Origin of the sequence: Myxococcus qinghaiensis, from assembly GCF_024198215.1 — a bacterium.
Taxonomy (GTDB): domain Bacteria; phylum Myxococcota; class Myxococcia; order Myxococcales; family Myxococcaceae; genus Myxococcus; species Myxococcus qinghaiensis.
The window spans coordinates 275,505-292,728 of record NZ_JAKCFA010000015.1; the positions used below are offsets into that span (position 1 = coordinate 275,505).

The 17,224-nt window shown below is 68.8% G+C and carries 17 protein-coding genes and 1 pseudogene; 10 read left to right on the forward strand and 8 right to left on the reverse strand.

The window, feature by feature from the left end; all coding sequences use genetic code 11:
* Window positions 1-120 precede the first annotated feature (120 nt).
* Window positions 121-906, forward strand: a complete 786-nt coding sequence (locus tag LZ199_RS27350) for a thioesterase II family protein (protein ID WP_253996700.1) — start codon at window positions 121-123, stop codon at window positions 904-906.
* 3 nt (window positions 907-909) lie between these two features.
* Here LZ199_RS27350 and LZ199_RS27355 read toward each other — a convergent pair whose 3' ends face one another.
* Entirely contained in the window at window positions 910-1,686 is a 777-nt protein-coding gene (locus LZ199_RS27355) for a 4'-phosphopantetheinyl transferase family protein (RefSeq protein WP_253996701.1), read from the reverse strand.
* Between the two features lie 83 nt (window positions 1,687-1,769).
* Here LZ199_RS27355 and LZ199_RS27360 point away from each other — a divergent pair, with 83 nt between their 5' ends.
* The 8 genes from LZ199_RS27360 (at window position 1,770) to LZ199_RS27395 (ending at window position 10,459) form a co-directional block, all read left to right on the forward strand.
* Window positions 1,770-2,984 carry a phosphatase domain-containing protein gene (locus tag LZ199_RS27360; RefSeq protein ID WP_253996702.1) on the forward strand — a complete coding sequence of 405 codons (1,215 nt, stop codon included), beginning with the start codon at window positions 1,770-1,772 and terminating at the stop codon, window positions 2,982-2,984.
* Between the two features lie 243 nt (window positions 2,985-3,227).
* Window positions 3,228-4,478, forward strand: coding sequence for a glycosyltransferase (locus tag LZ199_RS27365; RefSeq protein ID WP_253996703.1), 1,251 nt, complete (start codon window positions 3,228-3,230; stop codon window positions 4,476-4,478).
* Entirely contained in the window at window positions 4,475-5,575 is a 1,101-nt protein-coding gene (locus LZ199_RS27370) for a hypothetical protein (RefSeq protein WP_253996704.1), read from the forward strand. The genes LZ199_RS27365 and LZ199_RS27370 overlap by 4 nt, the downstream gene beginning before the upstream one ends.
* 33 nt (window positions 5,576-5,608) lie before the next feature.
* Complete coding sequence (locus tag LZ199_RS27375) at window positions 5,609-6,739, forward strand: hypothetical protein (protein ID WP_253996705.1); 1,131 nt, start codon at window positions 5,609-5,611, stop codon at window positions 6,737-6,739.
* Window positions 6,740-6,843: 104 nt separating this feature from the next.
* Window positions 6,844-7,422 carry a hypothetical protein gene (locus LZ199_RS27380; protein WP_253996706.1) on the forward strand — a complete coding sequence of 193 codons (579 nt, stop codon included), beginning with the start codon at window positions 6,844-6,846 and terminating at the stop codon, window positions 7,420-7,422.
* Between the two features lie 85 nt (window positions 7,423-7,507).
* Entirely contained in the window at window positions 7,508-9,388 is a 1,881-nt protein-coding gene (locus LZ199_RS27385) for a Vps62-related protein (RefSeq protein ID WP_253996707.1), read from the forward strand.
* 385 nt (window positions 9,389-9,773) lie between these two features.
* On the forward strand, window positions 9,774-10,097 hold the full coding sequence (locus LZ199_RS27390; RefSeq protein WP_253996708.1) for a hypothetical protein: 324 nt from the start codon (window positions 9,774-9,776) through the stop codon (window positions 10,095-10,097).
* Between the two features lie 32 nt (window positions 10,098-10,129).
* Window positions 10,130-10,459, forward strand: coding sequence for a hypothetical protein (locus LZ199_RS27395; protein ID WP_253996709.1), 330 nt, complete (start codon window positions 10,130-10,132; stop codon window positions 10,457-10,459).
* Window positions 10,460-10,659: 200 nt separating this feature from the next.
* On the opposite strand, the gene LZ199_RS27400 is transcribed toward LZ199_RS27395, so the two are convergent.
* Entirely contained in the window at window positions 10,660-11,805 is a 1,146-nt protein-coding gene (locus tag LZ199_RS27400) for a mannosyltransferase family protein (RefSeq protein ID WP_253996710.1), read from the reverse strand.
* Window positions 11,806-11,972: 167 nt separating this feature from the next.
* On the opposite strand from LZ199_RS27400, the gene LZ199_RS27405 reads away from it, so the two are divergent.
* Window positions 11,973-12,245, forward strand: a complete 273-nt coding sequence (locus LZ199_RS27405) for a hypothetical protein (protein ID WP_253996711.1) — start codon at window positions 11,973-11,975, stop codon at window positions 12,243-12,245.
* Window positions 12,246-12,318: 73 nt separating this feature from the next.
* Here the strand turns inward: LZ199_RS27405 and LZ199_RS27410 are convergent, their stop codons facing one another.
* The 6 genes and pseudogenes from LZ199_RS27410 to LZ199_RS27430 all read right to left on the reverse strand — a co-directional run bounded on the left by LZ199_RS27410 (window position 12,319) and on the right by LZ199_RS27430 (window position 16,873).
* Window positions 12,319-12,906, reverse strand: coding sequence for a hypothetical protein (locus LZ199_RS27410; protein WP_253996712.1), 588 nt, complete (start codon window positions 12,904-12,906; stop codon window positions 12,319-12,321).
* A 5-nt stretch (window positions 12,907-12,911) separates the two neighbouring features.
* Complete coding sequence (locus tag LZ199_RS27415; RefSeq protein WP_253996713.1) at window positions 12,912-13,739, reverse strand: NAD(P)/FAD-dependent oxidoreductase; 828 nt, start codon at window positions 13,737-13,739, stop codon at window positions 12,912-12,914.
* A gap of 52 nt (window positions 13,740-13,791) precedes the next feature.
* Window positions 13,792-13,905: pseudogene (locus LZ199_RS47020) on the reverse strand (hypothetical protein); the annotation flags it as partial.
* Between the two features lie 169 nt (window positions 13,906-14,074).
* Entirely contained in the window at window positions 14,075-15,328 is a 1,254-nt protein-coding gene (locus tag LZ199_RS27420; RefSeq protein WP_253996714.1) for a carboxypeptidase regulatory-like domain-containing protein, read from the reverse strand.
* Between the two features lie 316 nt (window positions 15,329-15,644).
* The gene (locus LZ199_RS27425; RefSeq protein ID WP_253996715.1) at window positions 15,645-16,106 is read right to left on the reverse strand and encodes an ankyrin repeat domain-containing protein; all 462 of its coding nucleotides are present in this window, start codon (window positions 16,104-16,106) and stop codon (window positions 15,645-15,647) included.
* Window positions 16,064-16,873, reverse strand: coding sequence for a hypothetical protein (locus LZ199_RS27430; protein ID WP_253996716.1), 810 nt, complete (start codon window positions 16,871-16,873; stop codon window positions 16,064-16,066). The genes LZ199_RS27425 and LZ199_RS27430 overlap by 43 nt, the downstream gene beginning before the upstream one ends.
* Window positions 16,874-17,224: the final 351 nt, after the last annotated feature.

The window sequence follows — 17,224 nt, forward strand, 5'->3', positions numbered from 1 at the left end:
TCATTCACGAATACCGAGCACTGACAGTCATCCCTGTATGATGGGCGGAAGTCTTCAACCTGCTCGAAGTGCCGGGGCCTTGACCCGTTTTCCTCGGCTGTGCGACAGAACCATACCGCCATGCCCAGTGCTCCCACCTCGAACCCGAACTCTCCCGAACGTTGGTTTCCTTCCCGGAAGGCGCTGCCGGACCCGCGCCTGCGGCTGTTCTGCCTGCCCTTCGCCGGAGGAAGCGCCTCCATCTACAGCGCCTGGCAGGGAGGTCTGCCGCCGGGCGTGGAGCTGTGCGCGGTGCAGCTCCCCGGCCGTGAGCGGAGGTTGATGGAGAAGCCCTTCGACAGCCTGCCCACGCTGATGGACGCGCTACTGCCGGTGCTCGCTCCGCTGCTGGACAAGCCGTTCGTCTTCTTCGGCTACAGCATGGGCTCGCGCATCTCCCTGGAGCTGACCCGCCGCCTGCAGGCGCGCAACGGGCCGCTGCCCCGGGGCCTCGTGCTGGCCGCGTCCGGCGCCCCCCGCGAGTCGGACCGCAAGCCCATCCACCACCTGCCGCAGGAGCAGTTCATCAACGAGCTGCGGCGCTACGACGGCACGCCGGAGGAGATCCTCCAGCACCGCGAGTTGCTGGAACTCCTGGTGCCCACCCTGCGCGCGGACTTCGCGCTGGCGTGGTGGGAGAACGGCCCGGTGCCCGTGAAGCTCGACGTGCCCATCTCCGTCATGGGCGGCACCGAGGACAAGCACGTGTCCCTGGCGCGCCTGGAGACGTGGCGCGAGGAGACGCGCAACCCCGACTTCCGCATCCGCCACTTCGAGGGAGGCCACTTCTTCCTGCGCAAGCAGCAGGACGCCATGCTCGCCGCCCTGCGAGAGGACCTCACGCGGTGGATGGCGGCGCCGGCCTGAGGCTCACGCCTCTTCGACGCGAGGCGGCCCGTCCGACTCCAGCGGCACGGTGAACCGCCAGCTCACGCGGAAGGGCCTGTCCCGGGCCCCCCGCATCGCCACGGCGGCCTGGTGGCGCGCGGACGGGCGCAGCTGCATGAAGCGCCACGTCTCCGGCGTGTCCACCATCCGCGCATCGAAGGAGATGCGCGGCTCCTTGCCGGCCTCCAGGTGGAAGGCGAACTGGTCCAACGGCAGGGACAGGCCCGCGCCGCGCGCCTTGATGTAGGACTCCTTGAGCGTCCAGTACTCGAAGAAGCGCCCGCGCTGCTCGGCCGCGGGCAGGGCCCGGAGCGCGGCGACTTCCGGCTTCGCGAAGAAGTGGTCGGCGATCTCCACCGTCTCGCCGTGTCGCTCCGCGTCCTCCACGTCCGCGCCCAGCTCCGCGTCCAGGCCCACCGCCACCAGCGCCATGCCGTCGGTGTGCGACAGGTTGAAGCGCAGGCGCGCGCCCCACTCGCCCTTTATCTCCGGCCTCCCGTACGCGTTGGTCGAGAAGCTCCACGCCGAGGGCGCCACCGGCGCGTAGCGCGACAGCGTCAACCGCACCAGCGCGTGACTCACCAGGTATTGCTTCTGGTGACGCTCGAAGCGGAAGCGCATCTGCTTGGCGCGCTCCTCCGCGTCCAGGAGCCCCCAATAGGCATCCAGGAGCTTCGGTTCCTGGATGCGCTCGGGCTCGACAATCCATACATGGACTTCGTCCGGAAGAAGCTCCAGCGGCCCCACGACAGTCGACATGCCTCTCCTCTACCACGGCGGACCGCACCCCGCGTAGGCTCGGACGTCCAAGTCCGGCCCCGCGCCGGGATGGGGGGAGCAACATGGATCCGCACGCCGCGACGAAGAAGCTGGAGACGCTGCGCACGCTCATGGCCGGCCACACCGACACCAGCGAGGAGCGCCGCATCCTGGACCTCCTGCGGGACGCAACCGCCTCCGAGCTGAACTACCTCCTGGCCAATGTCGACCTCGAGTCCCTGCTCGGGGACATGGACGACCGCGTCTTCGGGCCAGACCACCACACCGCCCTCCTGACGATGCTCTGTCGGGAGCGCGCCCCGCAGCTCGCCCTGCCCGTGCGCACAAGCCTGGTGACGGCGCTCCAGCGCGGCGGGACTCCGGCCACCGCCGAGCGGGCCCTGCGCGACATGTTCCTGAGCGTGAGCGGCCGCGAGCTGACCGCCTTCAAGAACCTGCTCGACGCGGGCAACAACCACCAGGACCTGGAGAAGCTCCTCTTCGACGACGTGGACGACCCGGCGCTGCGGGAGGAGATTCTCGCGCACATCCAACGCGAGGGAGAGGCGGCGCCCAGCGGGGAGAACAAGGTCCTCAGCGACATCGACGACACCTTCTTCGCCAACCTCAAGGACACGCGCTACCCGTCCAAGACGGTGTACCCGGGCGTGCTCGCCTTCTACGCGGAGCTGGACCGGGGGCCGGGCATCATCCCCGGCCGCGAGGGCGACCTCACGTTCGTCACCGCGCGCCCCATGGACCCGCTGGGCGCGGTGGAGAACATGACGTTCGACACCCTGAAGAAGCACGGCGTCCCGCCCCATGCCGTGCTCTCCGGCAGCCTCACCCACCTCTTGGGCAACTCCCGCATCGCCGCGAAGAAGTTCGACAACTTCCAGCGCTACGTGCGCGTGTTCCCGGAGTACGGCTTCGTCTTCGTCGGAGACAGCGGCCAGGGCGACGTGGAGTTCGGCGACAAGATGCTCACCGCCGCCCCGCAGGCCGTGCACGCCGTGTTCATCCATGACGTGGTGGACACCCCGGAGACCGCCCGCCGCGCCTGGCGAGAGAAGCGCATCCACTTCTTCGACACCTATGTGGGCGCCGCGGTGGAGGCCTTCGCGCTGGGCCTCATCTCCCGCGACGGACTGGCGCGGGTGGCCCTTGGCGCACGCGAGTCGATGGAGGGCATCGCCTTCACCTCCGCGGCCCAGCGGGATGCCCGCAAGGCGGAGCTGCTCAGGGACCTGCAGCGCGCGGACGCACTGACGTCGCCGTCGCCTCCCGCCGCGCACTGAAAGCCTCCCAAGGCGTCTCGCGCGCGAAGTCGAGGGTGCCCTCCGGGACCTGGGGCTGACGGGTTCCGGACGGCACCCGTGTCGCGATGACGCCTGGGTGGGCAATCCCCTTCCACCGTCCCTCGGGGCAGTTGGCGCGAGCCCACTCCCCGCCAACTTTCCCACCGCTCCCTCACGGGAGAATGGGGGCGGCGTCGGGGCCGCCAGGGGAAGGGGTGGCGGCGTGAGCGGGGACGGGACCTGATGGAGCTGTTTCCCATCCATCTGCTGTTCATCGTCGTGTTGATGAACCGCTACATCCTCGGTCCGTTCCTGCGGCGCCTGCGAGGGCCCAGCATCGACCGCGCGGACGACACGTACCGGCCTCGTGTCGCCATCGTCATCCCCCTCTTCAACGAGGGGAAGGGCATCTTCCACGCCGTCCGCAGCCTGCTGGAGCAGGACTACCCCAGCGAGCTGCTGCAAATCGTGGTGGTGGACGACTGCTCCAAGGACGACAGCTACGCGTGGGCGATGAAGGCCGCGGAGGGCCACGCCAACGTCCTCGTCATGCGCAACCCGGAGAACCTGGGCAAGCGCAAGGGCATCAACCGGGGAGTCCAGGCCGCGGTCGACGCGGAGATCATCGTCTCGGTGGACTCGGACGTCATCGTGGACAAGAGCGCGGTGCGCAACCTGGTGCGCCGCTTCGTCAGTCCCCGCATCGCCGCCGTGGGCGGTCGCACCTTCGTGACGAACCGCCACCAGAACTGGCTGACGCGCATGGTGGAGATCAAGTTCCACTTCGCCCAGCAGTGGCTGAAGGACTTGGAGCGCAGCTTCCGCCAGGTGATGTGCCTGTCCGGCTGCCTCACCGCGTATCGCCGCCACGTGCTCCTGGAGCTGGAGCCCATCCTGGAGGCGCGCGCCATCGCCGGCATTCCCATCAAGTATGGCGAGGACCGGTTCCTCACGCGGCAGATCGTCAAGCACGACTATGAGACGGTCTACACGCTGGACGCGTTCTGCTTCACCGCCGCGCCCGCGACGCTGGCCGGCTACTTCTCCCAGCAGCTGCGGTGGCGGCGCTCCAACCTGGTGGACCTGCTCGGCGGCCTGTCGCACGCGTGGCGCCTGCATCCGGTCATCACCGTCCACTACGTGTCCCAGCTCGCGCTGCTGCTCGCCTACCCCGTCGTCATCGTCCACAACGTCATCACCGGGGAGTTCCTGGACATCCTCTCGTTCCACTTCCTCGTCATCGGCCTCCTGGGAATCATCTACCGGCTGGAGACCCGGCACCTGCCCGAGGACCGGCGGGTGCATGGGGCGTGCTTCCTGCCCATGGCCCTGCTGATGCCGGTGACGTACGCGCTCTTCACACCGCTGGCGCTGCTGACGCTGGACTCCGGGAGCTGGGAGACCCGGGGCAGTCCCAGCGCCGCCCCGGCACCTTCCACCGCGGACAACCGCGGTGGGCTGCCGCCCAACCCCGCCGGAGAGGGTTCTCCATGAACCAACGCGTCGCGAACCGCATCAACGCCATCGCCGTGTCCACGTACAAGCTCCTGGGCTCGGTGCTCCTGGGACTCATCCTGGCGGCGCTGGTGTCCTTCCTGGCCGTCCAGGGCTTCTTCCTCTTGAGCCATGGCTGGGTGACGCCCACGGTGGTGTCTCCCACGGACCCGCAGATCCTCTCGCTCAACACGCAACTGGCGGCGCAGACATCCTCCAGGGACCACGTCGTCGCCGAGCGGCGCGCGGTGGAGAACCGCATCCACGACGCCGAGCGCACCGTGGCCGCGGAGCACGCGTTCCAGCAGCGCTTCCTCGTGGCCCTGCGAAGCGAGCGCGCATCCAAGGACCGCGTCGCGAAGCGCCTGGCCTCCCTGCGCCAGGAGTACAGCCGGGCGCGCGCGGAGATTCTCCAGTCCAACCGCGCCTACGCGGGGCTTTCACGCGCGCGCACGGATGCGATGTACGGCGCGCGGCTGCTCCAGCAGGAGGACAAGCTCACCATCAACCACCACCTGGCGCAGCTGGCGCAGAGCAACCTGTCGCTCGCGCAGACCACCGTAGATCTAGAGACGCGAGTGGACTCGCTGCACCGGGAGCTCGCGGGGCTGACGGCGGTGCAGGACGGGATGGGCAAGGACGGCACGCCGGCGGGCATCACCCCGGACGTGCTGCTCCTGGAGCGCGAGTACACGCACTCGGTGCTGGAGCAGGCGCGCGCGGAGGCGACGCTGCGCAGCCTGGAGAAGGACTTGAAGGCGCTCGAGGACGTGGCCCAGCGCTACGAGACGCTCATCGCGTCGCTGCGGGCTTCACCCTATCTGCGCGCCATCGAGAAGGACCTGACGGTGGCCTTCGTGCCGTACGAGAACCTGAACAACGCGGCGGTGGGCACGCCCCTCTTCGCGTGCGCCGCGAAGGTCGTCTGGTGCCGCGAGGTCGGCGTGGTGGGCCGGGTGCTGGAGGGCGAGGTCTCCATCAAACACCCCATCCGTCAGCACATGCTGCGCGGGGTGATGGTGGAGGTGAAGCTCACGGACTCCGCCTCGGCGCGCGAGGACCTGCTGCACCTGGGCCGCGCGCCCCTGGTGCTGTGAGTGCAGGCGCCCATGAAGACGTGGAGAAGCCCCATGCGGAAGACTCTCACTTGCGGCGTGCTGCTGTATCTCGCCGCGCGAACCCCGGCGGCCCTCGCGGCGCCCCCCGACGCGTCGTCTCCTCCCGATGCACGCATCGAAGAGCGCGCCGCGGGCTACTGCGACTGGGTGAAGGGACTGGGCGACGCGGAGGCCGCGCTGGAGCTGGCCCCGGAGGTGTTCGGCAGCTTCGGCGCGGTGAACACCGGCGAGGCCGAAGGTGGCACCGCGCTGGGCAAGCCCAAGCTGCGCGTGACGGCGGGCCTGAGCTACGACTTCGTGGGCCTGTACCGGGGAAACAAGATTCACCGACGCGCGGCGGCCGAGTGCCGTCGTCACCAGGCCCTCTCCTCGCTCCAGGCCGCCGTCCGCCAGGGCACCGGGCTGGGTGAGGACTCCGCGCTGGAGGCTCGGGCGCGCGTGCTCCAGGACGCGCTGCCCCGCGCGGAGGCGCTCGTCACGGCCCTGCGCGAGGACCTCCGGGATGGCCGGGCGACCCTGGAGGAGCTCAACGCGGTGCAGGTGCGCCTGGACAACCTGCGCTCCCTGAGCACGGACACTGCGCTGGCGCGAGAGCTGCTGGCCTCGCGTCCCGCCTTCCCCCAGGGCCAGCGGCTGGAGTCGCTGCTGGAGGAGCTGCGCGCGGCGGATGACGCGGTGGAGGTCGCCACCGGAAGCCTGCGCCGGGCCAAGGCGTGGGAGCTGAGCGTTCGCGGAGGTTATGACGAGGTCTTCGACGTGGACCAGGACGTCCCCCTCTTCGGGCAGGTCATGTTGACGTATGACCTGGGCCACCTGTGGCAGGGCAAGGCGAACGCCCGGGCGCGCGAGGGCCGCCGCCGCTCGACGCTGCACGAGGTGGAGGGCGTGCACCAGGAGGTCTCCGAGCTGCTGGTGGAGCTGCGCGCGAGACACCGCACGGAGGAGGCGCGGCTGCGAGAGGTGTCCGCGCTCGTGTCGGACCTGGAGGGCCAGCTCAAGGAAGTGGAGGCGCTCCAGACGCGAGAGATACGCCGGTTCCGGGACTACCTCCTGCTGGAGCTGGCGCGGCTGCGCGCGGAGCAGGCCTACCTGACGGCCCATGTGGAGGCGCTCACGGCCTTCCTCGGGACGCCCCGCCCCTGATGTCCACCCACGGGACCACCCGGAGTCGAGTCCTCGTGGCCTGTCTGGGCCTGGGCGCGCTGGTGGGCCTCGGGTGGGGGCGACCTCCGGCGACGAGGAAACCCATGACGACGCTCGCCCCGGTGCCCTTGTCGAAGCTGAAGGTGACGCAGGGCGCGCTGCGCGAGCGGACCGATGGAAAGCTCGACATGGATGGTGCGAGGTTGCGAGCCTTCGTGCCCGGCACGGACATGGCGGCGCGCGCCGAGCTGCGCTTCCTGCCCCGAGGACCCACCGGCGAGCAGCGGGCCTTGCAGTCCGGCGAGCAACGCCAACAGGTGGGCCTCAAGCTTCGCGCGCGGGATGGCTGCAACGTGTTGTATGTGATGTGGCGCTTCGCTCCGAAGGCAGGCGTCGTCGTCAACTACAAGCGAAATCCCGACCAGCACCGGAGCAGCGACTGCGGCAACCGGGGCTATGTCACCGTCACCCCCTTCCGACGCGGCGTGGTGAGCGCGCCCACGTGGGGCGAAGAGCACACCCTGCGCACAGAGCTGCGCGGCGTGACGTTGCGCGTGTGGACGGATGACGCGCTGACGTGGGAGGGCGACCTTCCCCCCGAGGCCCTCGCGCTCGAAGGCCCTTTGGGAGTGCGCTCGGACAACGTGCGGCTGACGTTCCAGCTCGCGGCTCCCCCACCCTGACGCATTCCTTCCAGACGCCAGACTGGTGTCTTGAAGAGACTTGAGGGCATCCTGCGCGTCCACGCAGGGACATGAAGAGGCCCGTATGCTCGCTGGACGTCTGGGTTCACTCCGCTGGCTCGTGTTGTCATCGCTGGGAGTGGGTGCGCTGGGATGTGGCGGTGCGCTGGAGGCCGTGGAGGACACGGCGCTCCGCGACACGGAAGCGTCCCTCGCGGGGCTCCAGGGCAACACGGTATATGGGCGCTGGCTCGGCTCGGGCGGCCGGAGTCCCACGCACCCCGGCAATCGCACGTTCATCGTCGACCACGCGGGCCCCACGGCGACGGTGACGTTCACCCTCACCTCGTCCGTGGACGCCTACCTCTATCTCCTCGACGCGAGCGGCAACGTGCTCGCCGAGGACGACAACAGCGCGGGCAGCCTGGGTGCGCGGCTCTCCGTCTCCCTGGCCCCTGGCACGTACAGGCTCGTCGCGGCGACGGCCTCACCGGGCCAGAGCGGGGAGCTCACCCTCGTCTCCGACAGGGCGCCGCTGCGCTTCAGCCAGCGACTGCTCCTCAAGGCCGTGTCCACGTTCCAGTGGGTCTACGACGACAGCGGCACGGGCTCGAACGACGACGTCTCCATCTGGCGCCCCAACCTCGCACAGTCGCCGGGCTACTACTCACTGGGCGATGTCGCGATGCCGAACGGCGGCGGAGGCCCCGCGCCTTCGACGGCGCTCGTGGTGCAGGGAGAGGGAGACCTGCTCGCGCGGCCCGTCGACTACGTCTGGGTCTGGGACGACAAGGGCTCGGGCGGAACCCATGACGGCTCGTTCTGGGAGCCCGTCGCGCCCGCTGGATATACCTGTCTGGGTGCGGTGGGCGTGCTGGGCTACGGCAAGCCCTCCACGGACCTCATTCGATGCGTCAAGAACGAGTACCTGGTCTCCGCCAACCCGGGCGCGCTGTGGAATGACAGCGGCTCCGGCGCGAACAACGACGTGGGGCTCTGGCAGCCGCTGGCCAGGGACCATCGGGGACTTCCCGCGACCACCTTCGTCGCGCGCCCCAGTCACTCCGACGCGGGAGGCAGCCGCTACTGGGCCATCAACAAGAGCGCGACGGCGAACCCCGAGCTTCAGGGGCTGCCCGTGAGCGCCGCTACGGCCGCGGCCTTCGCCCCTCGCGTGTGGATGCACCCGGGCGAGGCCTACTTCCCCTCCTCCACCGAGTTCCACCTGGCCAACGTCCATGTGGAGGGCGGTCATCAGGTGACGAACCAGGCGCTGGGCTGTGACTCCTGCACGGACCCGCAGTTCCTGGATGGACAGCGGCCGAACCAGACGCCGGTGCCTGTCTATGCGGAGCTCATCACGCGCACCGTCAATGGGCAGCCCACGTCGACCACGGACGTGGTGTATTGGATGTTCTATCCGTACAATAATGGCAAGCGCGTCTGCATCGGCTGGTACTCGCCCTGGGGCTGCGTGGGTGGGTACTCCACGTTTGGCAATCACGTGGGGGACTGGGAGCACGCCACGGTGCGCTTCGTGGAGGGCCGTCCGTCGCAGGTCTATCTGAGCCAGCACGCCAGCGGGCAGACCTTCACCTATGGCGACAAGGGCCTGGGCCTGTTGGGCTGGCGACCGGAGCTCTTCTCCGCCCAGGGCTCGCACGGCGTCTATGCGGATGCCGCGCGGCACATCTACCGGAACCTGCCCAACGGTGACTTCCTGGCGGATGACACCGGACGCGGCATCGCCTGGGACACGTGGAGCGCGCTGGTGCCCTTCGACTGGCGCACGCCGGGTACTTTCGAGGGCAGCCTGTCCTGGTTGAATCGCACCGAGCGCTGGGGCAACCCGAAGTCGGGCTGCGAAGTCTCCGAGCCCATCGCCGGCGAGTGCATCCTCAATGACGGGCCCACAGGCCCCATGTCGAAGAGCGCGTCCCGGCCGGACTTCCTACCCCTCGACTGACCTGCGGGTGCACTGCGGGCGGTGCAAGCCCCCCTCGAGTTGTACGCAGGCCGCGTCCGGCAAGGGGCGCAGCGTCACGATGGGCGACGACGAGCGACTCCAGAAGCGTCTTCGCTCGCGTCCCCGGCGCTCCAGGGCAGGCTTCCGACAACCTTGGAACACCCCGCGCGATTGCCATTCCCATCATCCACCATCCAATCAATCGCACCAGCCGTTCCGCCCATGCGTCTGACTCTTTTCCCACGCCACACAGTCACGACTGTCCAACCCACACACAAACAGGTAAATCTGGCTAGACCTCAATAACCAAGATGAAGATAAACCCTCCGGGAGACTCCGGCTCGCGGTCTCCGCATCGACCCCCAGAGCCTTCAAAGAGGTGCCCATGAAGAACAGTCTCAGAGGTCTGTGCCTGCTTGCGATTGGAGCAGTGCTTGCCGTGGGTTGTGGTGGCGTTCCCCAGGAAGAGACGCAGCCCCAGGACAGCGACTCGTCGGTGGCCATCCCTTCTGAGTACCTCGGCACCGAGGATGAAGAGGCGGTCCAGGGAGAGGTGGGAAGTAGCGCCATCTGCTGCAACATCAAGTGTTCAGGTAACTGGTATGGCCCCTACCCGTCCGTCCAATACAACAATTGCGCTGAGTTCGGCAGGTACAAATGCAAGCAGAAGGGCCTCTCCTATCAGAACTACGCCTGGAAGAACTGCTAGTCGTTCATCTTCAATCACTCAAGGACACCCCCATGAAGACCCGATTCAAGAGCGCATGGCTGCTTTCCCTGGCGACCACCCTCCTCCTGGCCTGCGGTGGCACCGCGAATGAGCCGCTCGATGGTGACAGCCCTGCGCCGACCACCATTCCCGAGGAGTACATCGGACAGGACGAGACTGTCTTCAATGAAGACACCCCCGTGGGAGAGTTCAAGGCCTGCTGCTACGCCATCTGCGCGACCGACACGGTGTGGAAGGGTCCCTTCCGGAACGTCGTGGCTGGCAACTGCGGGAACTACGGGAAGTACTACTGCAAGCAGCGTAACCTGGCCTACGCGGGCGCGAAGTGGGATAACTGCTAGGCCCTGTCTGACTCAAGCGCCGACGCCGGTTGTCGTCCTCCGCAGGGAGGCAAGCCAGCGTGATGCGCTACGAATTGAACGAGCGGCAGTGGAGGGCCTTGGCCCCTCTGCTGCCGCACCAGGTCCGGGGTGGTGCATGGAAGGACCACCGGCTCATCGGGCACTTCAAGGACCAGCGTGCCAGCCGTGCCCTTCGACCATCAATTGATGGGGTACGCGTGGACGAAGAGGAAGACGAGCATGCCCTGGAACAGCGCGCAGCCGAGCACCACGGGACCTCGCAACGCGGGGTGCCGGCTGAGCCAGGCGCCCAGGGGCAGGAAGGCGGGCCACACGGCCGCGCTGTAGCGCCCCAGGCCCACCAGCCCAATCGTCCACAACACGAGCATCAGCGGCAGGCCAAAGACAGCCAGCGTCCACCAGCGCCTCCGCATCGTGAGCAGGAGCGCCCCCACGCCGGGGATGAAGGACAGCGCCACGTAGAGGCTGACCTCGGGCGCCCAGTTGCCCTTCCACCACGTCACCAGCCCCGCCCAGGCCCCCGCCCACTCGCCCCCGCGCACCTTCCACCAGATCTGCGGGTCCCCGAACTTCCGCCAGAGGAAGACGAAGTAGAGCGAGGTCATCACCAACGGAATCGCCAGCGCGAGGATGTCGCGATGGAACCACGCCTTCAGCCCACCCCCGCGCGAGCGAAGCTGCTGGAACAAGAGGGACAGCCCCGCCACGAGTGACAGGTGGCGCGCCAGCCCTCCGAAGCCCAGCGCGAGCGCCGCCCACCAGTGCCGCCCCCGCAGGCTCAAGAGCAGCGCGAGCGCCGTGAGGAACACCATCCAGGACTCGGGGTAGCCCGCGGACTGGAAGAAGGCGAAGGGATACGCGGTGAAGAGCAACAGTGAGACACGGGCCGTGTCCTCGCCCTCCAGCATGCGAAACAGCCGATACAGGACGATGAGCCCCAGCAGTCCCGCGACATTCGCCACCAGCACCAGGGAGACCTGGATGCTCAGGCCCGTGGTGTCTCGCACCAGGCGCCCCAGCATCGGCAGGAGCGGGAAGAAGTTGGTGGCCTGGGGCCGCGCGTAGCCCTGCTGGGCAATCTCCGTGTACCAACCACAGTCCCACCGACAGAACGCGTCCAGCCCCGCCAGGCCCGTCTGCTGGAAGGGCGCGCGGTGGAGCCTGTTGTCGAACACCAGCGACACGCGCGCGAGCAGGAACAGCGCCAGCCGACTGATGAAGAAGAGCCCCACGGGAAACGCCAGCTCCGCCCCCAGCGCGCGCAGCCGCGCCCCCAGCGATATCGGCGACGGGGTCTCTCCTGAAACAGGGACATCGGTGGACATGCGGTGGCTGAATCCAGAGGTGCGAGAAGGGCGGACACCCTACCCTACTCCCTCGTCCTTCACAGCGAGGAACGGGCGGCCCCCGCCCTGCCTCGCGCTGCCCCGGAATGCTATCCTCCGCCCTCTCGCCTGACACCCGTGGCGAGAGGCCCGGGGAGGTCTACACCATGGGAGCAAAGGCGGGATGGGTCGCGACCGTGGGAGTGGTGACGGCGCTCGGGCTCGCCGCGCTGCTGCGCCAGCAATTGATGGCACCGCGCGCTGGACCTCCACCGGACTCCGCGATTCCAAGCACGTCCGTGCCTGGCGAGCCCGCCACCCGTCCAGCTGCGCCGAAGCCACCCCCGCCCCGGCGGAGTCCGCCCAAGGCCCCACCCTCGCTCAATGGGATGGGGGGCCTGGCCGAGATCCGGACGGAGCTGCTGACGCTGAACGCCTGACGAGCCCGCGCCACCCAGGGCGCGCGGCGAGGCCACCCGGCCCCGCGCGGCCCATGACAGGTGGAGCTTCGGGTCAGAGCACCGTTCGAATCGTCCGGTCCCCCGAGATGTATTGGTTCAACGTGTAGCCGAAGTCCGACGTGCAGCCGGAGTCGACCTTCCTAAGCAGCGCATACAGCATGCGTCCCACGGGGACGGCGTCGAGGACGGACCTCAGGCTGTAGTGCTCCTCATGAGCGGTGACCTTGAGGTCCTCGTCGAGCACGACCTTATGCACGGCCTGATAGGTGAACGAATCCCCCACCAGGAGCTGCCAGGGGCGCCATGCGAGGAAGTGCTTGAAGACCAGCGTGCACGTCACATCGGCCAGCACGACGTGCGAGCCATCCGGGCGGAGCGTCTCCGCCACGTCGCCGAACACGATGCGGCAGTCGGAGAGGAAGGTCCGGTTGACATAGACGAGCCGCCGGATGCTCTCCAATCCCTTCACCGTGATGAGCGGATCCTGGAAGGTCGCCTCGGGATGGTAGTGCTTCGTCGCGGCGGCCCGGGGCGGGCGTTCGTCGACGCCGTAGAGGATGGGCAGGATGCTCCGGACGAGCTCCGCGGCACTGCCACGAGACATCTGGAGAGACAGGGGGGACTGCGCGACATCCCTCATACGGGCTACCTCCAACGGGGGTTGGTGAAGCTGATTCCAAAAGAACCGCGCGGGGGAGCAAGCCCTGTCAGCGCCCCCAGGAGCAGCTCGCGCGCGCCCCTGGATATCGTCCCGAGCACGTCCTCCCTCAGGACGCCGTCGGCATGCTTGCGGCGGCGCGGGTGCAGCAGGAACGCCGCCGTCTGCGCCAGGTGCTCGCCATAGATGGCGAAGGCCAGCCGCTCCCCGGGCCCGTGCCGTCGCACCCACTGCTCCATCTCCTCGCGCGAGGGCGCCGTCTCCGGGGACTGGAGGAACATGAGCAGCATCTTGGTGTGGAGGGAGAGGTGCATTCCGCCCGCAGACCCGAAGCCCCGCTCGTGGCCACAGTTGTTGAAGAGCAGCGTCGGGTGGCCGGGAATCCAGCCGCGAAGGAAGAGCGCGGTGCCAGGACGACGCGGGTTGACGAGGAAGTCGTACGACGGCGGGTGGAAGCCCGTGGCCAGCACCACCAGGTCGGCGCCGAGCCGAGGCTCCGCGCCCGCATCCAACCCTCGCCACCGCGCGTCCCGCGTCAGTCGGGGATGAACGGCGCGGGTGAGCTTCACCTCCAGCCCGTCGCGCGCCCAGGCCCGGGGCTCGCCCTGGAGATACGACACCCTTCCCTGGCGAATCGCCTCCAGGAAGTCGCTGTTGCAGCACGGGTCCTGCACGCCGTACAGCGGGAAGCCAGGCACCAGCATGTCCAGCTCGCGGTAGAAGCCTCGCTGGAGCAGCCGCTGCGACAGGGAGCGCAGGGACGCGCGGGTGGAAGCGATAGAGCAGGGAGGAGATCTGCAGCGTGGACGTGGCATTCACCCGCGTCCAGATGCCGCCCACGCGCGCGTCCGCCTCGTACAGCTCCACGTCATGTCCCGCGCACGCGCACTCCACGGCGGACACGACCCCACCCACGCCCGCGCCAATGACAGCCATACGGAGTCGGCGGACGGGGGCTCGCCCTTTGGAAATGGCACGCATTCGGAGGCCGCGATGGTCTCCGGTCAGGCGGGGCCTCGTAATCGCCTGTCAGTCGCGGATGGGTGTCGGATGCTGGACGACGCCCCCCGTGTCCGGGAGCGGACGAACCCGAGCCCGCAGTGACAGGACTCCGGCGCGCGAGCACGCCGGAGCCCCTTTCACACGCGAATCAGGGCAGCGGCGGCAGCGTCAGCACGCCATTGCACTGGCCGGGGCTGGAGGGCACGCCGGTTCCGCCCCACGGAGCTCCCGAGTTCACCGTCACGCTGGTGCTGGGCGGCGGCGGGCAGCCAAAGCCAGAGGCCTGGCGCACGGTGAGGTTGACGTTGGCCGGGATGTTGTAGAGGACGTCCGTGCCGGCGCCCACGCACATGTTGCGCGTCTGGGTACCGCCCGAGGGAATCGGAATCTCGATCTCCAGGCAGATGGGCAGCACGGTGCCGGGCGGCAGCGACGCGGCGTTCACCACCACGCGGAGGCAGCCGGGGTTGGTCTTCTCGATGTCCGCGTTGACGAAGCCAATCTCGCTGGTGTTGCCCGCGAAGCCGCTGGAGGAGATGCGGGCGCAGTCGTTCGGATCACACGTCATCGTCTCACGCACGGAGCACTGCACCGTGTTGGGCGCGCGCGTGGCGGTGGCGGCCTGCTGGTTCCAGATGTTGGAGCCCGGGCCCATGGACCACAGCGCGATGCTGCCCGGCGCCGTGCCGGCCATGTCGTTGGTGAGCGGGATGAAGACGCGCGCCGTCGCGCCGGGGCGCAGCGTGAGCAGGCTGCCCTTGGAGTCACGCACCTCCGAGTAGATGGCGCCACGCGACTCCAGGAAGACCGCCTGGCCCGAGCGGTTGATGGCGGCATCCGCGCCCGGCATCGCCAGGAGGCCCGTGTCGATGTAGCGCACGCCCACCGTGAAAGGCGGCAGGGGCTGCGAGCCGCCCTGGCCCTGGAGCGCGCCCAGGTTCACCTGGATGGAGGCGCCGCTGCGCGGGTCCACCACCAGGGCCGTGCCGCCGCTGAAGGTCTGCGTGTGGAGCGTGTGGAGCACGAAGCGGGCCCCCAGCACGTTGCGCGTGACGGCGCCCACGTGCGGCATGTGCCCCGGCGCGGTGATGGTCAGCGCGGAGCCCATGGGGACCGCGGCGGAGACGGCGAACGAGCCGTCCGTGCCCGTCGTCGTCACGGTGCCACGCAGGTCCACGACCGCGCCCGCGACGGGCGAGCCCGAAGCCGTCGTGACGACGCCACAGACGGTGATACCGGACGAAGACGGGGTACAGGTGGCGAGCGGCCGCGACTGCTCCACGGAGGCTGGAGGCTCGACCTCGGTGTCAGGGGCGCCACAGCCGCCACCGAGCAGCGCCGCGCCTCCGAGAATTCCGCACAACCACAGCCACTGCTTTCCAGCGATTCTCGACAGAGACATCACGTACCTCGAAGTAGGAAGAGAGCGGTGACATCCGGAACGATGGCACCGTGCACATGGTATGTGATTCGTCTGACGTTTCCAGGGCCGACACAGGTGTTTCAATCCCGGCGTCAATATCCATTCAAACACAAACACGTCACCGGCGACCCAAGGCTTCCAGGACCTCGCGTGTGACATGAAGCGCTACAAACCAATGCCTCACGACTGGGTGTTGTGACCAGGAATGTCACAAGCCTCGGCCTGGAGCTCGGCACCTACGGGAATCCCGCAGGTGCCGGAGGAAGCGTTGCGCAGGCGGTCGCACCGGGCCGCGTCAGCGCAGCGCGGGCTTGCCGGCGCGGAGCAGCCTGGCCAGGTGCGTGTTCTCGTGGCGCAGCGCCTCCTCCTCGGGGGTCATCTCCCCCGAGTCCTTCCGGGTGACGTCCGCGCCTGCACTGAGGAGGACCTCGATGACCGGGCCCCGGTCCGTGAAGCACACGTGCTGATGCAGCGACGTCCAGCCCTCGCCCGCGTTGGGGTCGGCGCCCGCGTCGAGCAGCGCCTGCGCCACCTCCGCCGACTGCGCGTTGAAGAGCGCGGTTCGCCCATTCTCGTCGAGCGCATCCACCGGGACGCCACCCTTGACGAGCACGGGGATGCAGGAAACCGCGCCATGCTCCGCGGCCAGGTGCAGCGGCGTGCCTGACTCGCCGTCGACCCCGGAGGTGGAGAGGCCCCACTCGAGCAGCGTCTTCACCAGCGGCGCGTCGTCCACCATGGCGGACAGGTGGAGCAATCCCTGTTCATCCCGTTCCGGACCTCCAGATCCGCCCCCAGCGCGCGCAAGGCCAGCACCCGGGCCACCCGGCCCCCGCCGAAGCCCGGGCCGAAGAACGGAGCGGTGTCCTGCCCCGCCGCGAGCAGCACGCCGGCGTCGAGTTGCCTGGCCTTCTTCCCCTTGGGCCGCGCCGCCGGCTTCCGCTGTCGCAGCCACGCCACGAAGCCCTCGTCGGAGAAGGCGCCCTGCAGGCCGCTGAAGCACTCCGGGCCGTCGTCCTCCACGTCCAAGAAGCGCTGTTCGGGTGACGCCTCCACCTGGGCGAGCAGCGCCGGGTAGCCTTTTGCGGGGCCCCGCCGCACGGCGCGCCAGGCCTCGAGCCCCCGACGGGCGCGGCCATGGTCAGGCAGCGGGCGAAGTCCCTCCGCCTCCTCCAGCGCGGCCTCCACGGCGTCGAGCCGGGCATCCGTGGGGGCGCCGAGGACGATCTCCTCCGCCCACAGGCTCAGGGCCAGGGAGCGCGCCCGCTGGGCATCGCTCAGCTTGCCGCCCGGCTGGGTGCCTCGCGTCAGCTCCAGGATGCGGTCCCTGGCATTCCAGTGCTCCGCCTTCAGCTCCCGCTCCCAGAGCTGGGGAGCGGTGCGCCGCGAGGCATCCAGCGCCCAGCTCAGCGAATGCAGCGCCATCAGCCGCTCCGGCTCCACTTCCAACACCTGGCGCAGGAGCGGAACCGCGTCATCCAGTTGAGGCGGTGACTCATCGAGCAGCGCGTCCACCTTCTTCATCAACCGGGTGACGTCCACTCTCTTCGGGGGCTGTGGGGCACGAGGCATGTCGGGCTGAAGGTACCGCCCGCGCCGCGCCGGGGCTCCGCCTTCTTCGGCCTGGGTCCCCGAGAAATCCGCCGGCTTCCGCGAGCCCCCGGCTCCATTCCGAGACATAGACAGACATCCCCACGGGAGCCTTTCCGGACGTGGATTTCCTGCTTTCGGAAAAGAAGGGCTAGCGTCAATGCCGTTCACTTTAGGAACGGACGCGACGTAGGGGCCTGCGGGAGCGTGCTCGACGGACCGGGCGGGGACGCTTCCGTGGGTAGCTGCTCATCTTGATTTTCACCGCACGCGGATACCGTCTGT